The following is a 15,632-nucleotide window of genomic DNA, read 5'->3' as shown; positions in this document are numbered from 1 at the left end:
AAAAAGTAAATATCAAATGCATCCCAGCAGAAACTTGCGCCCGCTAATATGCGGAGAATTATACATTTTTTAGTTTTTTTTCTGAGTATTTATGTCTTTTACACACAATCATAGAGGTGGTCTATTTCCTTGAGTATTAAATGGTGTTAAGCATCTTAGATATTCTATACATTAATAAACAATTATAGATTATCTGCATATTTGTGATGTTAATTATTTAGAAGGAAATTCCATTTATTTTGAGCTAGTTATATCCCAAGTTAAAAATATTGAAATGAAAACGAACTAAAACAAAACGAGTCCTGAAAAATATCAGGACTCGTTTGATGTTTATAGCTGTGAGAACACGCGGCGCGCGTGCGCCAGCGGAGGGTTCATTGAGCTTCTACCGTAGTTTTTACTTCTCATTCAAATTCAGGATATACAAAATCGTATTCCCCTGTTTGTATTCTGTAGACTAGGCTATCAGGACTTATAACAATTCCGATTTCTGCTTTTCGGTTTTCTCCTTCCAATTTCCCTACTCGGGTAAAAGCATTATCATTAACCCGCCATACGTACCACTTATGAGATATTTTAATTTGCTCTCCTGGCTTTGAGCCATAATCATTTGTATCTCTAAATAAAATACTTGTTGTGTTTCCTGTCTCGCCAATATTTCCAACACTTTCCCAATAGCCCATTTTAAGCCCAAGCTTTGTAACACAATGGGCATAAAACTCTACTTCCCCCTCTACGATTTCTGATAAGGCAGGGTTAGCATTTAATGGATATTTTTTCTTAAATACCCTGATTACATCGCTGTTCAATTGAGTAAGGTCGCTAATGATGTACTGAAAATACCTTTTGTTGTCGCCGTCTATCTTAACTGAAAAGACATCGCCTATTTTTGTGTTTACTCTTGCCATTATTTGATACCGTATTGCCACCAGTTCTTTGGGGCGATTGAATTTATTTTGTTCAGCAACAAACCACCATTCTTTTGTAAGCCGAATTGATTGATTAAAGTTTGTTCCCAAACTCTGGCTCCGGTTCTTGATAAACCTGTTGCACCATCTACTACACGATATTGTAAAAGTGATTTGGCTGTTCCAGAATTTAAATGTTCTGCAAATCTAACGGCTGCGTCTCTTTCAGTAATACCAACATACCTTACAACACCAGCTTTATCAATTCCTTGATATACCAAATTTGTCCCTCCCTCAACTGCCGAAATAGCTGCTGGAGTCTTAACAAGACTATAAATACCTCCTACTGCTAAATCTATAATCCAGTTTGCATCTTGAAGTGGAATACCTCCTAATACTTTTCCACTAAAAGGATCTATCTCAGCACCCGTGTAATACCTTTTCAAAAAAAGATCGGTTGCATCGGATTGAAGTCGATCCGGATATTCTCCAAACAAGCTTCCTGTCTGGTTTCGGTAATTACTCTTTACCTCAGAATAAACGGCATTATAAGCACTTAACGCCCTCGCTTCTCCTCGGTTAGCTCCAATAGTAACATCATCTAATCCAATTTGATCATTTTTAGTATTAAAATTATGCCAAACTTCTGGCGTAACATTATTAACTTTTACAGTATCTAAACCTAACGGATCAATCGTATTAATTGGGTTATTTAAAACGTAATTATATCCAGTTATTGAATAATGGTTTTCGGCTAGACCATCCACCACATTCCATCTAGCTATCACCGGGTCATAGAACCTTGCGCCGTAATCATATTGATCACCCAGCTCCTCTTGCAACTCCTTGCCGTTATAAAGGTACTTATTTACAAGAGAACTTGGAGAACCCTTCTTCCGCATACCAAAGGCATAGTAACCGAGGCTGTGCCGAGCTCATGAATACCGAAAAAACAATACATAACAGATGAATAATCGTCTCGCTGAATGACTTCCAATTGGTTGTTATTGGCCGGATTGAAATAAAACGTGGCCCGTACATTCCCTAAATGATCACTCAGGTTGTAGCGGTAACTGTATTCATTACTTCCATTATTCTGTGCGATTCCTTCTTCGGTTTGAATAAAATCTATTGTTCCTTCTGGTTTGTATTCTATCCCATCAATATAATTGCGCAGGCTATTATTGCTGTTTTTCCGCAGCTTTCTTCCGGTAGCATCATAGGTATAGTTCAAATTGATGTTGGAGATGCGTTTAGGCAAGTTCAGTTGATTGTATTCAACATTAAAGTGCAAACGTCCGTCTACTATCGCATTTCCATTGGCGTCATATTCATAGCCGTCGGTTACATAACCAACATACCACAATTGGTTACCGTTCGGGTAATCGTACCAGTTTGGATTGCCGCCATCTCTCGCCAGGGTTTCAATATTGCCCATTACATCATAAGTGAGTTCTTCACTCATACTCACCCCAGTACTACTGCCTTTTGTCAAACGGTTAAGTTTGTCATATTGATAGGTGAATACGTTAGGGAACGTATTTCCGGTTCCCCAGTATTGGTTGGATATGTTACCGTTGTAATTGGGGTTAGTTCCGTCCTGATATTTCAGCTCCATACTGAACTCGTTGCTGGTACTTTTGGTTAACCACCCCCTTTCATTGTAAGCGTAACTGGTGGTTTGCGCATCGTTATGCAACTTCTTTTCTTTCAATTGCCCCAGCTCATTATATACATAATGGTTTAAGGCTATTTTTGCCTGGGTATTGATGTTTCCAGATGACCTTAAACAGTAACGGAGTCCTAAAAAATCAGGACTCCGTTACTGTTTAATATGTTCACTTACGGCACTAGTGTAGCAGCGAGAACGGAATTAACCAAAATAGATGAAGACAGGTAGTGCAAATACTGAAATAGATAAGATTACCAAATACCAATATCTTTTGCTCCAAGAAATAAAAAAAAAGGTGATAAAATACTAATAATTAATCCCCCAGACGGAATCAAAATGACAGCGCGACCAATGATTCTTAATGGCCATTGTTCACCTCCTGTGGTCAAAATACCTGAAGAAATAATCAATATTATTGACGTAGGTATAGTGAAAGCGATCCATAATGCAACCAATTTAAGTGGATTGTTAAATAACTTAATCATTTTTATAAATATTACCATTAATTACCTTGTAAGTTCCTGCAGGTAATTGATTCACCTTATCTAAAAAATCGAATATTGAATGTCCCTTGTCTTTACTTTTATCTGTAATAACTTCAGCTCCGCTCATTTCTTTGAAGGGACTTCCAAGTAATTTGTTATTAGCAACTCCGTCATTATCATTAGCAATTTGAAATGTTTTTACTCCTTCAATGGCTTTTTGTTTGCCAGACTGAAATGCAGCAAAATCTGCTTCAAAGGCAATGTCTACACCAGAAATGTTATTTTTCTTAATATAATCTAATAAGCCAGCAATATAACCTTTACCATATGCCCCTCCCATACTATGTGTAATAACTTTTATTGATTCTGTGATGTTCCCCTGTTTGTCCCTAGATAAATTAGCAATAATCATTCCAGCATCACTTAATGCCTGATAATAACCTGCTTGAGTTCTATTTTCAATTGTTAGATTAGATCCTCCAAAAATTGTTCCCCACAAGCCAAATTTACTTCCCCCTCCAGTTATAGTATTAAAAAAGCCGCCATTACTACCATCTCTATAAATTGCATTATGATCTCCAAGCCTATCCATAACCTTTATATCAAAGGCACCATTATTTTTACTTCTCCAATAATTATAAGTACCTCGCCAATTGTCACCGCCATTTTGATAACCTGAAGCGCCGTCTCCCGTATGCTGCCCATTAATAAAAATTACTAGATTCCCGTCAGGGTCAATAGCATTGACTGGCGTGTTTAGAGCATAAACATAAGGAGAATGACTAAAATACAGCTCGGCTTTCTTGTCCACCACATTCCACCTCCCTATCACCGGGTCATAGAACCTTGCCCCGTAATCATATTGATCACCCAGCTCTTCTTGCAACTCCTTGCCGTTATAAAGGTACTTATTTACAGTAGAATTTGGAGAGCCTTTCTTGCGCATACCAAAGGCACAGTAAACGACTTTGCCTAGCTCACGAATACCGATAAAAAATAAACAACAGATGAATCATAGGTCAAATTTTCACTCATTTGCCTATCGCTTTTTGATGCTGAACTAAAGCTGTTGAATTTGCCATACGCGTCGTTGAAAATATTGGTTGTTGGGAATGACATAAAACCAAACGAGCCCCGAAAAATCTCAGGACTCGTTTGGTGTTTAATAGTTGTGTTCACACGTGGCACGCGTACGCCAGCGACGGAACACGACATCTAATGAATTCTTTAATTTTCGGTTACAAAACCAGATGTCCACTCATCTTTATCTAATTTGTAGGCTGAAATTTCAAAGCCTTCTGGAAAATCTTTAAAGCCTTCTAGTCTTATAGAACGGGAAAGTGCTTCTTCAGCTTTTTCTCTTGTACTGTAAGCACCAATTAATTTTACATCTTCACCATCCTCAAGGTTTTCATTAACATGTGTATGCCACAATAAATAAACTATTTCAATAATCATAATTACAATATTATTAAATCAATTACCTCTATCACCTCTTTTTTTTAGTTTATTATATTCTGAGCCGGGGCCTGTACCACTCCAACCACCTTCGCCATATTGTCCATCTAAAACCCTTTTTGCAAAACCACTTCCAGATTCGCCCGGTTTAGGCTTGAGCCCACGAGCCCATGAAGGAACATCAGAAGATTTCTCTTTGCCACTTTTCTTAGAAGATTTGGTATGTGAAATTCGTTCCTCCCACTTCTCAGCCCTTTTTTTATCATAGAAATATTCAATAGTTGCGTCGCCAATTACGTAGGCGGAATAAGCTGTCAACGCAATTGCACCAATAGTTTTTGAAAAAGGCTCTGGATTTGCGCCCTCAACTCCCCATAATGTTCCAGTACGGAGAGACAAGCCAAGCCCAACGGCAGCCCAAGCTGAACTTGATTTCTTTGCCGTTACTCAAACCGTGTTTAAAAATATTGGATTGGGATCATAGTTCAATGGGTTTAATTGTTGGCCAATTAGGTTGTTGTAATCGATCCCCTCCATCTCTGTGCCTATTTTTCCCCTGCCAGTTGTGGGATCCTTATCGTACTTGTTCCGATCTACAACGTGATATACTGAATTGTCTCCGTCATCGGTATGTTTTATTATCTTACCTTGCTCATCAACTACGGTAGACCTGAGGCCAAACGGTTCACTATCTACCCACATTCCATCCGGATCAATGTAATTTACAGGGTTGTTCAGCACATAATTATATGGAGAGACGTCATCGTAATCTTCACCAAACGGATCCACCACATTCCATCTCGCTATCACAGGATCGTAGAACCTTGCGCGCCATAATCATACTGATCACCCAGCTCTTCTTGCAACTCCTTGCCGTTATAAAGGTACTTATTTACAGTAGAACTTGGAGAACCCTTTTTGCGCATTCCAAAGGCATAGTAACCGAGGCTGTGCCGAGCTCATGAATACCGAAAAAACAATACATAACAGATGAATAGTCGTCTCGCTGAATGACTTCCAATTGGTTGTTATTGGCCGGATTAAAATAAAACGTGGCTCGCACATTCCCCACCCTTCGGCAAGCTCAGGACAGGATATGATCACTCAGGTTATAGCGGTAACTGTATTCATTACTGCCATTATTCTGTGCGATTCCTTCTTCGGTTTGAATAAAATCTATTGTTCCTTCTGGTTTGTATTCTATTCCATCAATATAATTGCGCAGGCTATTATTGTTGTTCTTGCGGAGCTTTCTTCCGGTAGCATCATAAGTATAGTTTAAATTGATACTGGGTACAGCTTTGGGCAAGTTCAAATGACTGCATTCTACATTGTAAAGCAAGCACCCGTCTACTATCGCGTTACCGTTGGCATCATATTAGTAAACTCCTATTTCTGACAAAGGCGTTCATACGTGATACCAAATCCGGTAAAGCCTATTCAGGATAACAACCGGAATATAGAGATTCTCCAGGTGCTAGCCATAAGCACAGATGCTAAGGGAAAAAGGTATAATACAGGGTATGTCGCGAAAAGGAAATTGTTACGATTATGCTATAATCGAGAACTTCTTCGGAATTATTAAATCCGAGATGTCTAACTTAAAAAACACAACTCAGTTGATGAACTTAAAAAGGACATAACCGAATATAATCAACACTATAAAAAGATAAAATCGAACTCAATTTAAACGGAATGAGCCCGATAAAATACCGGGCTCTTGAGCCTGTTTAATTGTTAACTAGGTCCAACTGAAAGTAACGCTAAAAATCATAGAAACTGATAACAAACAGAATGCATATTGGCAAAACCTCGACCTGTACAACGGCATCCAAACGGAGCAACTGATTGAGAAAGTTTGCGAAATATTGGACATCAGCACAAATGAAACGAACACAACGATAGGTAACCAGACCAGCGAGTTATAAAGATACTGGGCGCAAAGACTGGAGGATATGAAGCCCGAAGTAACCAGAAAAAAGGGAGCTGAGTGAACCGCCTGTAAAAAGCGAAAAGTATCACAAAATGACTTAGCTTAACAGCTGGACGTACAGGCTCCAGTAATAAGAAGATACGAACGTGGGGAAGTAAAACCGTCTATTAGAATGGCAGCTAGAATGGCCGATGGCTTAGGTGTATCACTCGATTACCTCACAGGGCTTTCCGACTAGGAACTCGACCAAGATTTGTTTAAGCAGATTATCGAACTTCAAGCTCAAAAGGCAGAAGATAGAACACATATTTTACAAGCCCTTGGCTCACTTATACGGGAGGCTAAGAGTAGGCTAACTTTTGGGTAGCATAAAAAAGCCCGGCAATTTTTAGACTGCCAGGCTTTGACCATCTTTTATATTAATGTCGTAGCGAGACGCTAAGACCAGAAAGAACTAAAGCCACTATGGAATCTTAAGAAATAAAGTATCAGGCTTTTGTTTCATAAAATTGGTGTTTTTAAGCACAAGTTTTAAACTATCATTTTTAATTGAAAAAAACATTAGAGAATCATACCTATCATATTGTTTTAAAGTTAATTCCTGGCCATTATATATTTTCCTAACCTGTATCCCACTTTGTACGGTAGCATTTCCATTGATTCGATACAAAATAATTTTATATGGCTTTCCCTCAACATTAATCACTTTCAATTTATCATTACTGACTTCAAATAAATCAAAAGTTAAAAACAGATATCCAATATACACTAAAGAGGCTATTACTATAGCCAGAATAGTGATTTTTATAATCCTACTAATATTTTTTATCATAATAATTAAAGCCTGATTTAATCCATTTTTGATCTCTTGGGTCATCTCCATAAGGTGGCAACATGTGTCTTGAAGTGGTAGACCCACCATAGGGAGTGTTGGTGGTAGTAGTCATATATTTTTGCCACTGTGGTAAAGATGTTCCTGCAGCTATTTGTGCCTTGCCTGCTTGAATTAGTAATGTTTCTGAGGGTAAACCATAGGCTTTGCCAACTGCACCATAGTGGTGATTACCAAAATCCTGAGATTCCATGGTTTTTCCTTCAAAAGAAAAAGTTGTTTTACCATCATTACCTAAACCAATTATATGATCCTTATCATTTTTATAGTCCCAATCTCCATGATTTTTTACTAGATTTTTGAATGTCCAAGGGCTCCAAATACCTTCAGCAGTTTTAATATTTTTATCTAACAAGTTTGAGTACACCTTGTCCATGCTGATATTCCCTCCTAGCTCGCCGATTTTTTCACCACCGGCGCCAGTATTTTTAGCACTATAAGTCTTATTTATATCAGCCTCCGTTTTAGCTTTTTCATGAACATAAACTCCTTTATCTCCATCATTAACATTTTTTAATACAGTGCCGTATTTATCTAAATGAACTGATTCAGGGCCCATCCCATCAGGATCTATAAACCTTATCGGATTATTGAATCCATAATTATAAGGAGAATGTCTCCGCATCAGTTCCGCCAGCGGATCCACCACATTCCACCTCCCTATCACCGGGTCATAGAACCTTGCCCCGTAATCATATTGATCACCCAGCTCTTCTTGCAACTCCTTGCCGTTATAAAGGTACTTATTTACAAGAGAACTTGGAGAACCTTTCTTGCGCATTCCAAAGGCATAGTAGTCGTCTCGCTGAATGACTTCCAATTGGTTGTTATTGGCCGGATTGAAATAAAACGTGGCCCGTACATTCCCTAAATGATCACTCAGGTTATAGCGGTAACTGTATTCGTTACTGCCATTGTTCTGTGCGATTCCTTCTTCGGTTTGAATAAAATCTATTGTTCCTTCTGGTTTATATTCTATTCCATCAATATAATTGCGCAAACTACCATTGTTGTTTTTCCGCAGCTTTCTTCCGGTAGCATCGTAAGTATAAGCTAAATTGATTCCTGATACGGATTTTGGCAGATTCAAATGATTAAATTCAACTGTTTTTCTTAAACGCCCATCGACTACAGCATTACCATTACCGTCATATTCGTAGCCGTCACTGATATAGGCAACATACCATAACTGATTACCGTTTGGATAATCGTACCAGTTTGGATTGCCGCCATCTCTCGCCAGTGTTTCAATATTGCCCATTACATCATAAGTGAGTTCTTCACTCATACTCACGCCAGTACTAGCACCTTTTGTCAAACGGTTGAGTTTATCATAAGTGTACGTGAATACGTTAGGGAACGTATTTCCGGTTCCCCAATATTGGTTGGAAATATTACCGTTGTAACTGGGCATAGTACCATCCTGGTATTTCAGCTCCATACTGAACTCGTTGCTGGTACTTTTGGTGAGCCAGCTGCGTTCATTGTAGGCGTAGCTGGTGGTTTGCGCATCGTTATGTAGTTTCTTTTCCTTTAACTGATGCGTAAAATGCTCAAAACCAAACCGAGCTCTGAAAAATCAGGGCTCGGTTTAAGTTCAAAAATTTTGTTAACACGCAGCACGCGTGCGCCAGCGAGGGAAAACGAAGCCCAAAGTTAGGCTTCGTTTGGTTATAATCATGAGTACAGCTACGCGCCAAAATGCGCAAGCTGACGATAAGCCATCAAAAAAAATGAAATTAGGTCAACTTCGCACTATTTAAAATGATGGTACCAATTACCATTAGAATCCCTATCGACTGTTTCTTGTGATTCAAAGTCTATTTGAACAAAAGGTATTGCTTGTTCAGGATATTTGTGTCTACATAGTGTGTCTTCAAGCTTGATCATTATTTCATAATTTAACTTAAGTTCTGATTTTATTTTGTCCGATTCTACGCAAATCCAAATTACTAAATTCTTTGGATCTATATCGTAGGCACCATACCAGTCAATCCAAAATTTTTCCCGACATACAGGTATAATAATAAGTTTCATATCCTCTACAATATCAAGAATTTTTCTTTTAAGCGACAATGGAGAATAGAAAAGCTTTGAGATATTAATCATAATTCTACTTTATATGAGTTATTATATTTACTCCGTTTTGTTCGAGTATTGGTTTTTCAATAGTCATCCAGATACTGGTTGGCCTCGGTCCCAATGATGTTGTAATAAAATTAACTTCCCCTCTAGCACCTTCTGCAAAACTTCTTGATAAACTATTCCAGATTGGGTTTGAAATCGATCGTGACAAATATGGACTAATTGCATTCATTATTCTACCTCTTGTTGTCATTTCGAGGGTTTTCATTCCGTTAGATTTTGCAAATTCCAATGCAGCGTCTTTTGCAATATTACCGCCAGACCAAAATACTCTTCCTCCAGCATTCGTAGCCGTGAGTGCCGCCCCTGTCTTCACCAAGCTTATAATACCACCAGTTGCTAAATCTATAATCCAGTTTGCATCTTGAAGTGGAATACCTCCTAATACTTTTCCACTAAAAGGATCTATCTCAGCACCCGTGTAATACCTTTTTACAAACAGATTACTTGCATCAGTATTTAACCGATCAGGATAGCCCATAAAGAGGTTTCCTGTTTGGTTTCTATAGTTAAGTCGAACTTCAGCGAGAACGGCATTGTACGCTTTCAATGCTCTAGCTTCCCCTTTATTTGCACTTACTGTTATGTCGTCTAATCCAATTTGATCTTTCTTCGTATTAAAATTATTCCAAACTTCAGGTGTAACGTTATTAACTTTAACCGTATCTAATCCTAACGGATCAATTGTATTTATTGGATTGCTCAGAACATAGTTGTATCCTGTGGTTGAGTAGTGATTTTCTGCTAAACCGTCTACCACATTCCACCTCGCTATCACAGGATCATAGAACCTCGCCCCATAATCATATTGATCTCCCAGCTCTTCTTGCAACTCCTTGCCGTTATAAAGGTACTTATTTACAAGAGAACTTGGAGAACCCTTTTTACGCATACCAAAGGCATAGTAACCGAGGCTGTGCCGAGCTCATGAATACCGAAAAAACAATACATAACAGATGAATAGTCGTCTCGATGAATGACTTCCAATTGGTTGTTATTGGCGGATTGAAATAAAACGTGGCTCGCACATTTCCCACCCTTCGGCAAGCTCAGGACAAGATATGATCACTCAGGTTGTAGCGGTAACTGTATTCATTACTGCCATTGTTCTGTGCAATGCCTTCTTCGGTTTGAATAAAATCTATTGTTCCTTCTGGTTTGTATTCTATTCCATCAATATAATTGCGCAAACTGCCATTGTTGTTCTTGCGGAGCTTTCTTCCGGTAGCATCATAAGTATAGTTTAAATTGATGTTGGAGATGCGTTTAGGCAAGTTCAGTTGATTGTATTCAACATTAAAATGCAAACGTCCGTCTACTATCGCATTGCCATTGGCGTCATATTCATAAACTCCTGTTTCTGGCAAGCGCATTCTTACGTGATACCAAAATCGGTAAAGCCTATTCAGGATAACAATCGGCACATAAAACCCCTAAAGCGATGGCACTCGTATGGGAGAAGTATTCCCGGCCGATAGCCCGTACAACCAGCCCGAAATTATCAGAGGCCTGTTCTTTGCTCTCAATGAACTTAGGGCGGTAGCCGAAAAAGGCAATCAGGGACTGCAATGGAGTGAAGAAGAAGATAACCTGCTCACGCAACGCTTTGCAGAAGGCACTAACATTACCGAACTTACCAAATTACACTACAGATGTGATCGGTAATTAAAAATACAGGATTTTTCGTAACCAAGAATACAGGGAAATTGGCAAGAATGATGTCGAGAAATTGGTAAGAATAAATACATAGTTCACCTTTTGGGGCGAAGCCCCAAAAGATTAGAACACCTTTGTCTTTCACCACAAAATACAAGGGATTCAATGAACTATTATTTAAACAAACTTATGATCTATCATGAAGTCCACCAAATGGAAAGAGCTGGTTTTTCCATTCAGAAGATTGCCGAGCACCTGGTTATGGACTGGCGTACCGTCAAACGGCTATTACTGCTGAGTGAAGAAGCTTACCTTGAACAGTTGGAAGCGCCACTTGGCAGAAAATGTTCCCTGGATGCGTATGAGGAGTTCGTCCGGGAAAAGCTAATTCTGTATCCAGCTACCTCTGCCGCCCAGATGCATGACTGGTTGAAGGAGCACAATCTAAATTTCCCAAGTGTTAGCCCAAAGACCGCCTTCAACTTTGTGCGTTCTGTCAGGAACAAGTACAACCTTCCAAAGACTGAACCTCAAAGAGATTATTCCTCTGTTCCGGAACTGCCCTATGGTCAGCAGGCACAGGTCGACTTTGGTTTCTACAATATGTCAACCACTCAGGGCAGAACCAAAAAAGTCCAGTTCTTTACTTTTGTACTGGCGCGGTCCCGTTACAAATATATTTATTTCAGTGATACCCCTTTCACCACCGAATCGGTTATAAATGCTCATGAAAAAGCTTTTCAGTTCATTGGAGGGCAACCACTGGAGATCGTTTATGATCAGGATCGGCTTTTTATAGTTTCAGAAAACCTGGGTGATATCATTATGACCGCTGGTTTCCGTGCGTATGTCCGCTCATCCGGCTTTACCACCCACTTCTGCAGAAAGGCCGATCCTGAAAGCAAAGGCAAAGTAGAAAACGTAGTCAAGTATGTAAAACAGAACTTTCTTTACAACCGCTCTTTCAGAGATATGGAAACATTGAATTCCGATGCGCTGGCATGGCTATCCAGAACGGCAAACCTAATGCAACATGGCACAACCAAACTTATTCCACTGGAGGAATTCATAATTGAGCAAGCTTTTTTAACCCCCTGGCAACCAACTCAAACCAGGCCAATAGAATATCCTGCCTATACCGTTCACAAGGACAATAAGATCTCCTATAAAAGCAATGTTTACAGTGTTCCATTGGGGACTTATAAAAAATCAAAAACAGTATTGGTCAAAGTTACCTATGAGCAGATAATTATCATGGACCACAGCCTTACCGAAATATGCAGGCACGAGCTCTCCAGGCTAAAAGGACAGAAAATCCTTTCAAGAGACCATGGGCGGGATAAAGAAACCGCTATCGTGGAAATGATGGAGGACTTCTGTGATCTTATGGAAAACAAACTCAAAGCAATAAACTGGCTTAGTCAGATCAGAAACCATAAGCCACGTTATATACGGGATCAGATCCAGTTGTTAAGGTCCACAGTAGTTGGTCTGGATCCTGTGATTGCCTCACGTGCATTGGATTATGCATGCAGCCATAACATTGTGAGCGCAACAGACTTTAAGGCAATTGTAAAGAGTATGCTCCGGGAGTACAAATCTGAAGATGCATCTGAGGTAAAAATAATCCAGCTCAACCCATTGAGTGGGGAAAGCCGCAGAAATGCGGACACCGTTCCTCAACAGAGTGATCTGGATGATTACGATGAAATATTTAATCAAAAATAACAAAAGCGGAGTCATTTGATATGGCTCCGTAACTAAAAAAGCAAAAAACATGGAAGTACAGAAACAGGAGATCAGACAGCTTTGCAGCAAGTTTATGCTGACTGGCATGGGTGCAAGTCTGGAGGGCATCGTAAATGATGCCGAAAAAAATGGGATTGGTTTTATGGAGTTCGCTTTGCGTCTATTGAAGAGCGAAGTGGAGCACCGTCAACAAAAAGATGAAGCCAAGCGGATGAAGGCAGCAGGGTTGCCCAGAAGCAGTGATCTTGAACATTACGATCCGGAAAAAAATGGGCTTAGAACCGAAAGGCTAGCACAACTCAGAGAGCTAAACTGGATGGATCAATTGTTCAATATGGTATTAATGGGGCCATCAGGAACAGGGAAGACACATTTGGCAGCGGGATTGTGCCGGGATGCAGTCAAAGCGGGCTACAAGGCCTATTTCAGGTCAATGGATGAGATTATAAATACGCTCAGAACAAAGGACTTTGTAAAATCTCAAATGCTTGAATACAACAAATTGGCTAAAGCCAATATGCTCGTGTTGGATGACATTATGCTTTTTCCACTGGAAAAAAATATGGCAGTGGCTTTTTTTAACTTTATAAACCACATTTATGAGTCCACTTCAATCGTGGTTACAACCAATAAAAAACCAACCGAATGGGCCAAAATGTTAGAGGATGAAGTTATTGCGACCGCGCTGCTAGACAGGTTACTTTTTAAGTGTGAAGTGGTGAATCTAACAGGTGATAGTTTCAGGCTTCAGAACCGTCAAACTTTTTTTGAATCGTAAAAATATTAACCTACTTTTGAACGGACTCTGTATTTATTAGTGCCATTTTCTCTGCACCATTCTTGCCAAAAATACTGTATTCCTAATTACCAAAAACTCTACATTCCTTATTACCGACTACATACAGAACTTATGGAGCAATTAATGCAAGGCTCCTCAAACTTGGATTACTATAGAAATGACAAAACCCAACAGTTTTTAAACTGTCAAGCTTTGTTATTTCAGCGCATTTTGGTCTTAGCGATACGCTAAGACCAAATGAAGCGGGACAGTTTTAAATAACTATAAATTTTTTTGCAATAATCTTTATTAAACTACCAGTTGAGATAGTTTTTATCACATAACAACGTAACTCAATTTCGTTTATCAAGCCATTCCATTTCTTATATAAATCCGAAACATCTGTGCTTTCACTGTCAATAAAAGCACAATCTATACATTCAACTGCTTCTATACCCAAGTTCATATTAAAATTTATCCAATATACATCTTCAAAAACAAGGGTACAAATGCCTTTATCTACCAAATCTATTTTAAATAAGACCGTGTCACTCTTGCCTGGCTTGGCCCTATCTATCTCAATATTTCTAATTTCTGAATTATGCCAAGAATATTCTTCAAATTCCATAGTAATTTTTATTGTGATTTAGGCCATCTAGTAATGTCAAATATATGTTCTTTCCCTCCATCTAAATGAAAATGACTTATTTGAGGCCCTTTTGTATTAACTGGGGTTGGAGGATCTATTCTTAATTTTTCTACAAATTTTCCATTCTCTATTGACCCATAGCTTGAACTCCTATATGGATTTTGAACTAATCCCTCAGGAATGTTTGCTCCTTTCGGCAATACAACTCCCTCTTGTGTAACTGTAAACACACTTTTTTCTGCTTGAACAGTAGTACTTGAAAACAAACCTTTTACCAAGGGGGCTACTTTAGCAAACAAATACTCACCTGCAAAACCATAAACTACATTTTTAGCAACAGCTAAACTAGTAGATGGTTGCGACATATCTTGATAGTCAATACTTTTTGCAGCTTCCCTTTCTCCATAAGCTGATGCTCTTGCTGCTGTTTCTTCTTTTGTACTCGCTTCGCCTTGGCTTATTTTTGGACGATCAAAGTTGTTTGCTACTAATTCTGCCGTGCTCTTAGCATCTGTATACTTAACTACATCCTTCCCAGGCAATATCTCTCGCCCTACTTCTTTACCAGTCAATCTATTTTTGTAAATGATATCATCTGGCATCATCCCGTCAGGATCTGTAAAACGCATCGGGTTTCCAAATGCGTAATTGTAAGGGCTGAACCTCCGCATCTTTTCAGAAAGTGGGTCAACAGTACTGAAACGCCCTATCACCGGGTCATAGAACCTCGCGCCGTAATCATACTGATCTCCCAGCTCTTCTTGCAACTCCTTGCCGTTATAAAGGTACTTATTTACAATTGAACTTGGAGAACCCTTTTTACGCATTCCAAAGGCATAGTAGTCGTCTCGCTGAATGACTTCCAATTGGTTGTTATTGGCCGGATTAAAATAAAACGTGGCCCGTACATTCCCTAAATGGTCACTCAGATTGTAACGGTAGCTGTATTCATTACTGCCATTGTTCTGTGCGATTCCTTCTTCGGTCTGAATAAAATCTATTGTTCCTTCTGGTTTGTATTCTATTCCATCAATATAATTGCGCAGGCTATTATTGTTGTTCTTGCGGAGCTTTCTTCCGGTAGCATCATAAGTATAGTTTAAATTGATGTTGGAGATCCGTTTAGGCAAGTTCAGTTGATTGTATTCAACATTAAAATGTAAACGTCCGTCTACTGTCGCATTGCCATTGGCATCATATTCATAGCCGTCGGTTACATTACCAACATACCACAATTGGTTACCGTTCGGGTAATCGTACCAGTTTGGATTGCCGCCATCTCTCGCCAGGGTTTCAATATTGCCCAT

The 15,632-nt window shown here is 39.1% G+C and carries 20 protein-coding genes; 4 read left to right on the top strand and 16 right to left on the bottom strand.

Going from position 1 to position 15,632, the window contains the following annotated elements; all coding sequences use genetic code 11:
• Window positions 1-404: 404 nt before the first annotated feature.
• The 9 genes from ACJVDH_RS05705 to ACJVDH_RS05665 form a co-directional block, all read right to left on the bottom strand.
• Window positions 405-908 carry a hypothetical protein gene (locus tag ACJVDH_RS05705; RefSeq protein WP_443946601.1) on the bottom strand — a complete coding sequence of 168 codons (504 nt, stop codon included), beginning with the start codon at window positions 906-908 and terminating at the stop codon, window positions 405-407.
• The gene (locus ACJVDH_RS05700) at window positions 908-1,810 is read right to left on the bottom strand and encodes an RHS repeat-associated core domain-containing protein (protein ID WP_443946600.1); all 903 of its coding nucleotides are present in this window, start codon (window positions 1,808-1,810) and stop codon (window positions 908-910) included. The genes ACJVDH_RS05705 and ACJVDH_RS05700 overlap by 1 nt, the downstream gene beginning before the upstream one ends.
• On the bottom strand, window positions 1,777-2,622 hold the full coding sequence (locus tag ACJVDH_RS05695; protein ID WP_443946599.1) for a hypothetical protein: 846 nt from the start codon (window positions 2,620-2,622) through the stop codon (window positions 1,777-1,779). The genes ACJVDH_RS05700 and ACJVDH_RS05695 overlap by 34 nt, the downstream gene beginning before the upstream one ends.
• A 209-nt stretch (window positions 2,623-2,831) precedes the next feature.
• Window positions 2,832-3,065: a hypothetical protein gene (locus tag ACJVDH_RS05690; RefSeq protein ID WP_443946598.1), complete on the bottom strand. Its 234-nt coding sequence runs from the start codon at window positions 3,063-3,065 to the stop codon at window positions 2,832-2,834.
• Complete coding sequence (locus ACJVDH_RS05685) at window positions 3,058-4,050, bottom strand: RHS repeat domain-containing protein (protein ID WP_443947605.1); 993 nt, start codon at window positions 4,048-4,050, stop codon at window positions 3,058-3,060. Before ACJVDH_RS05685 ends, ACJVDH_RS05690 begins: the two co-directional genes overlap by 8 nt.
• Before the next feature lie 242 nt (window positions 4,051-4,292).
• The gene (locus tag ACJVDH_RS05680; protein WP_443946597.1) at window positions 4,293-4,523 is read right to left on the bottom strand and encodes a DUF7336 domain-containing protein; all 231 of its coding nucleotides are present in this window, start codon (window positions 4,521-4,523) and stop codon (window positions 4,293-4,295) included.
• Window positions 4,524-4,541: 18 nt separating this feature from the next.
• A complete protein-coding gene (locus ACJVDH_RS05675; protein WP_443946596.1) occupies window positions 4,542-4,922 on the bottom strand; it encodes a hypothetical protein in 381 nt (126 codons plus the stop codon).
• Between the two features lie 48 nt (window positions 4,923-4,970).
• The gene (locus ACJVDH_RS05670) at window positions 4,971-5,264 is read right to left on the bottom strand and encodes a hypothetical protein (protein WP_443947652.1); all 294 of its coding nucleotides are present in this window, start codon (window positions 5,262-5,264) and stop codon (window positions 4,971-4,973) included.
• Window positions 5,265-5,607: 343 nt separating this feature from the next.
• Window positions 5,608-5,838, bottom strand: a complete 231-nt coding sequence (locus tag ACJVDH_RS05665) for a hypothetical protein (RefSeq protein ID WP_443946595.1) — start codon at window positions 5,836-5,838, stop codon at window positions 5,608-5,610.
• A gap of 727 nt (window positions 5,839-6,565) precedes the next feature.
• Between ACJVDH_RS05665 and ACJVDH_RS05660 the strand changes: the two genes are divergently transcribed.
• Window positions 6,566-6,694 (top strand): helix-turn-helix domain-containing protein, encoded by a 129-nt coding sequence (locus tag ACJVDH_RS05660; protein WP_443947604.1) that lies wholly within the window; start codon window positions 6,566-6,568, stop codon window positions 6,692-6,694.
• Between the two features lie 225 nt (window positions 6,695-6,919).
• On the opposite strand, the gene ACJVDH_RS05655 is transcribed toward ACJVDH_RS05660, so the two are convergent.
• The 5 genes from ACJVDH_RS05655 to ACJVDH_RS05635 all read right to left on the bottom strand — a co-directional run bounded on the left by ACJVDH_RS05655 (window position 6,920) and on the right by ACJVDH_RS05635 (window position 10,866).
• The gene (locus ACJVDH_RS05655; protein ID WP_443946594.1) at window positions 6,920-7,288 is read right to left on the bottom strand and encodes a hypothetical protein; all 369 of its coding nucleotides are present in this window, start codon (window positions 7,286-7,288) and stop codon (window positions 6,920-6,922) included.
• The gene (locus ACJVDH_RS05650; protein ID WP_443946593.1) at window positions 7,272-8,789 is read right to left on the bottom strand and encodes an RHS repeat-associated core domain-containing protein; all 1,518 of its coding nucleotides are present in this window, start codon (window positions 8,787-8,789) and stop codon (window positions 7,272-7,274) included. Before ACJVDH_RS05650 ends, ACJVDH_RS05655 begins: the two co-directional genes overlap by 17 nt.
• Window positions 8,790-9,103: 314 nt before the next feature.
• The gene (locus ACJVDH_RS05645) at window positions 9,104-9,457 is read right to left on the bottom strand and encodes a hypothetical protein (RefSeq protein ID WP_443946592.1); all 354 of its coding nucleotides are present in this window, start codon (window positions 9,455-9,457) and stop codon (window positions 9,104-9,106) included.
• A 4-nt stretch (window positions 9,458-9,461) separates the two neighbouring features.
• Entirely contained in the window at window positions 9,462-10,385 is a 924-nt protein-coding gene (locus tag ACJVDH_RS05640; RefSeq protein WP_443946591.1) for an RHS repeat-associated core domain-containing protein, read from the bottom strand.
• 157 nt (window positions 10,386-10,542) lie between these two features.
• Entirely contained in the window at window positions 10,543-10,866 is a 324-nt protein-coding gene (locus ACJVDH_RS05635; RefSeq protein ID WP_443946590.1) for a hypothetical protein, read from the bottom strand.
• 79 nt (window positions 10,867-10,945) lie between these two features.
• On the opposite strand from ACJVDH_RS05635, the gene ACJVDH_RS05630 reads away from it, so the two are divergent.
• The 3 genes from ACJVDH_RS05630 to istB all read left to right on the top strand — a co-directional run bounded on the left by ACJVDH_RS05630 (window position 10,946) and on the right by istB (window position 13,676).
• Window positions 10,946-11,158 carry a hypothetical protein gene (locus ACJVDH_RS05630; protein WP_443946589.1) on the top strand — a complete coding sequence of 71 codons (213 nt, stop codon included), beginning with the start codon at window positions 10,946-10,948 and terminating at the stop codon, window positions 11,156-11,158.
• Window positions 11,159-11,314: 156 nt separating this feature from the next.
• The gene (gene istA, locus ACJVDH_RS05625) at window positions 11,315-12,877 is read left to right on the top strand and encodes an IS21 family transposase (RefSeq protein ID WP_443944283.1); all 1,563 of its coding nucleotides are present in this window, start codon (window positions 11,315-11,317) and stop codon (window positions 12,875-12,877) included.
• A 49-nt stretch (window positions 12,878-12,926) separates the two neighbouring features.
• Window positions 12,927-13,676, top strand: coding sequence for an IS21-like element helper ATPase IstB (istB, locus tag ACJVDH_RS05620; RefSeq protein ID WP_443944282.1), 750 nt, complete (start codon window positions 12,927-12,929; stop codon window positions 13,674-13,676).
• Between the two features lie 274 nt (window positions 13,677-13,950).
• Here the strand turns inward: istB and ACJVDH_RS05615 are convergent, their stop codons facing one another.
• The gene (locus ACJVDH_RS05615; RefSeq protein ID WP_443946588.1) at window positions 13,951-14,304 is read right to left on the bottom strand and encodes a hypothetical protein; all 354 of its coding nucleotides are present in this window, start codon (window positions 14,302-14,304) and stop codon (window positions 13,951-13,953) included.
• Between the two features lie 8 nt (window positions 14,305-14,312).
• Complete coding sequence (locus ACJVDH_RS05610; protein ID WP_443946587.1) at window positions 14,313-15,632, bottom strand: RHS repeat domain-containing protein; 1,320 nt, start codon at window positions 15,630-15,632, stop codon at window positions 14,313-14,315.

The organism is Pedobacter terrestris, from assembly GCF_052343045.1.
GTDB lineage: Bacteria > Bacteroidota > Bacteroidia > Sphingobacteriales > Sphingobacteriaceae > Pedobacter.
The sequence above is the reverse complement of the archived record's forward strand: the minus strand, read 5'-3'. Positions and strand labels throughout refer to the sequence as shown.

Excerpts from the sequence above, each read along its gene's own strand:
- ACJVDH_RS05705 (WP_443946601.1), bottom strand. The coding sequence starts at position 908 with ATGGCAAGAGTAAACACAAAAATAGGCGATGTCTTTTCAGTTAAGATA.
- ACJVDH_RS05700 (WP_443946600.1), bottom strand. The coding sequence starts at position 1,810 with ATGCGGAAGAAGGGTTCTCCAAGTTCTCTTGTAAATAAGTACCTTTAT.
- ACJVDH_RS05690 (WP_443946598.1), bottom strand. The coding sequence starts at position 3,065 with ATGATTAAGTTATTTAACAATCCACTTAAATTGGTTGCATTATGGATC.
- ACJVDH_RS05680 (WP_443946597.1), bottom strand. The coding sequence starts at position 4,523 with ATGATTATTGAAATAGTTTATTTATTGTGGCATACACATGTTAATGAA.
- ACJVDH_RS05655 (WP_443946594.1), bottom strand. The coding sequence starts at position 7,288 with ATGATAAAAAATATTAGTAGGATTATAAAAATCACTATTCTGGCTATA.
- ACJVDH_RS05650 (WP_443946593.1), bottom strand. The coding sequence starts at position 8,789 with ATGGAGCTGAAATACCAGGATGGTACTATGCCCAGTTACAACGGTAAT.
- ACJVDH_RS05645 (WP_443946592.1), bottom strand. The coding sequence starts at position 9,457 with ATGATTAATATCTCAAAGCTTTTCTATTCTCCATTGTCGCTTAAAAGA.
- ACJVDH_RS05640 (WP_443946591.1), bottom strand. The coding sequence starts at position 10,385 with ATGCGTAAAAAGGGTTCTCCAAGTTCTCTTGTAAATAAGTACCTTTAT.
- ACJVDH_RS05635 (WP_443946590.1), bottom strand. The coding sequence starts at position 10,866 with ATGCGCTTGCCAGAAACAGGAGTTTATGAATATGACGCCAATGGCAAT.
- ACJVDH_RS05630 (WP_443946589.1), top strand. The coding sequence starts at position 10,946 with ATGGGAGAAGTATTCCCGGCCGATAGCCCGTACAACCAGCCCGAAATT.
- istA (WP_443944283.1), top strand. The coding sequence starts at position 11,315 with ATGAACTATTATTTAAACAAACTTATGATCTATCATGAAGTCCACCAA.
- istB (WP_443944282.1), top strand. The coding sequence starts at position 12,927 with ATGGAAGTACAGAAACAGGAGATCAGACAGCTTTGCAGCAAGTTTATG.
- ACJVDH_RS05615 (WP_443946588.1), bottom strand. The coding sequence starts at position 14,304 with ATGGAATTTGAAGAATATTCTTGGCATAATTCAGAAATTAGAAATATT.
- ACJVDH_RS05610 (WP_443946587.1), bottom strand. The coding sequence starts at position 15,632 with ATGGGCAATATTGAAACCCTGGCGAGAGATGGCGGCAATCCAAACTGG.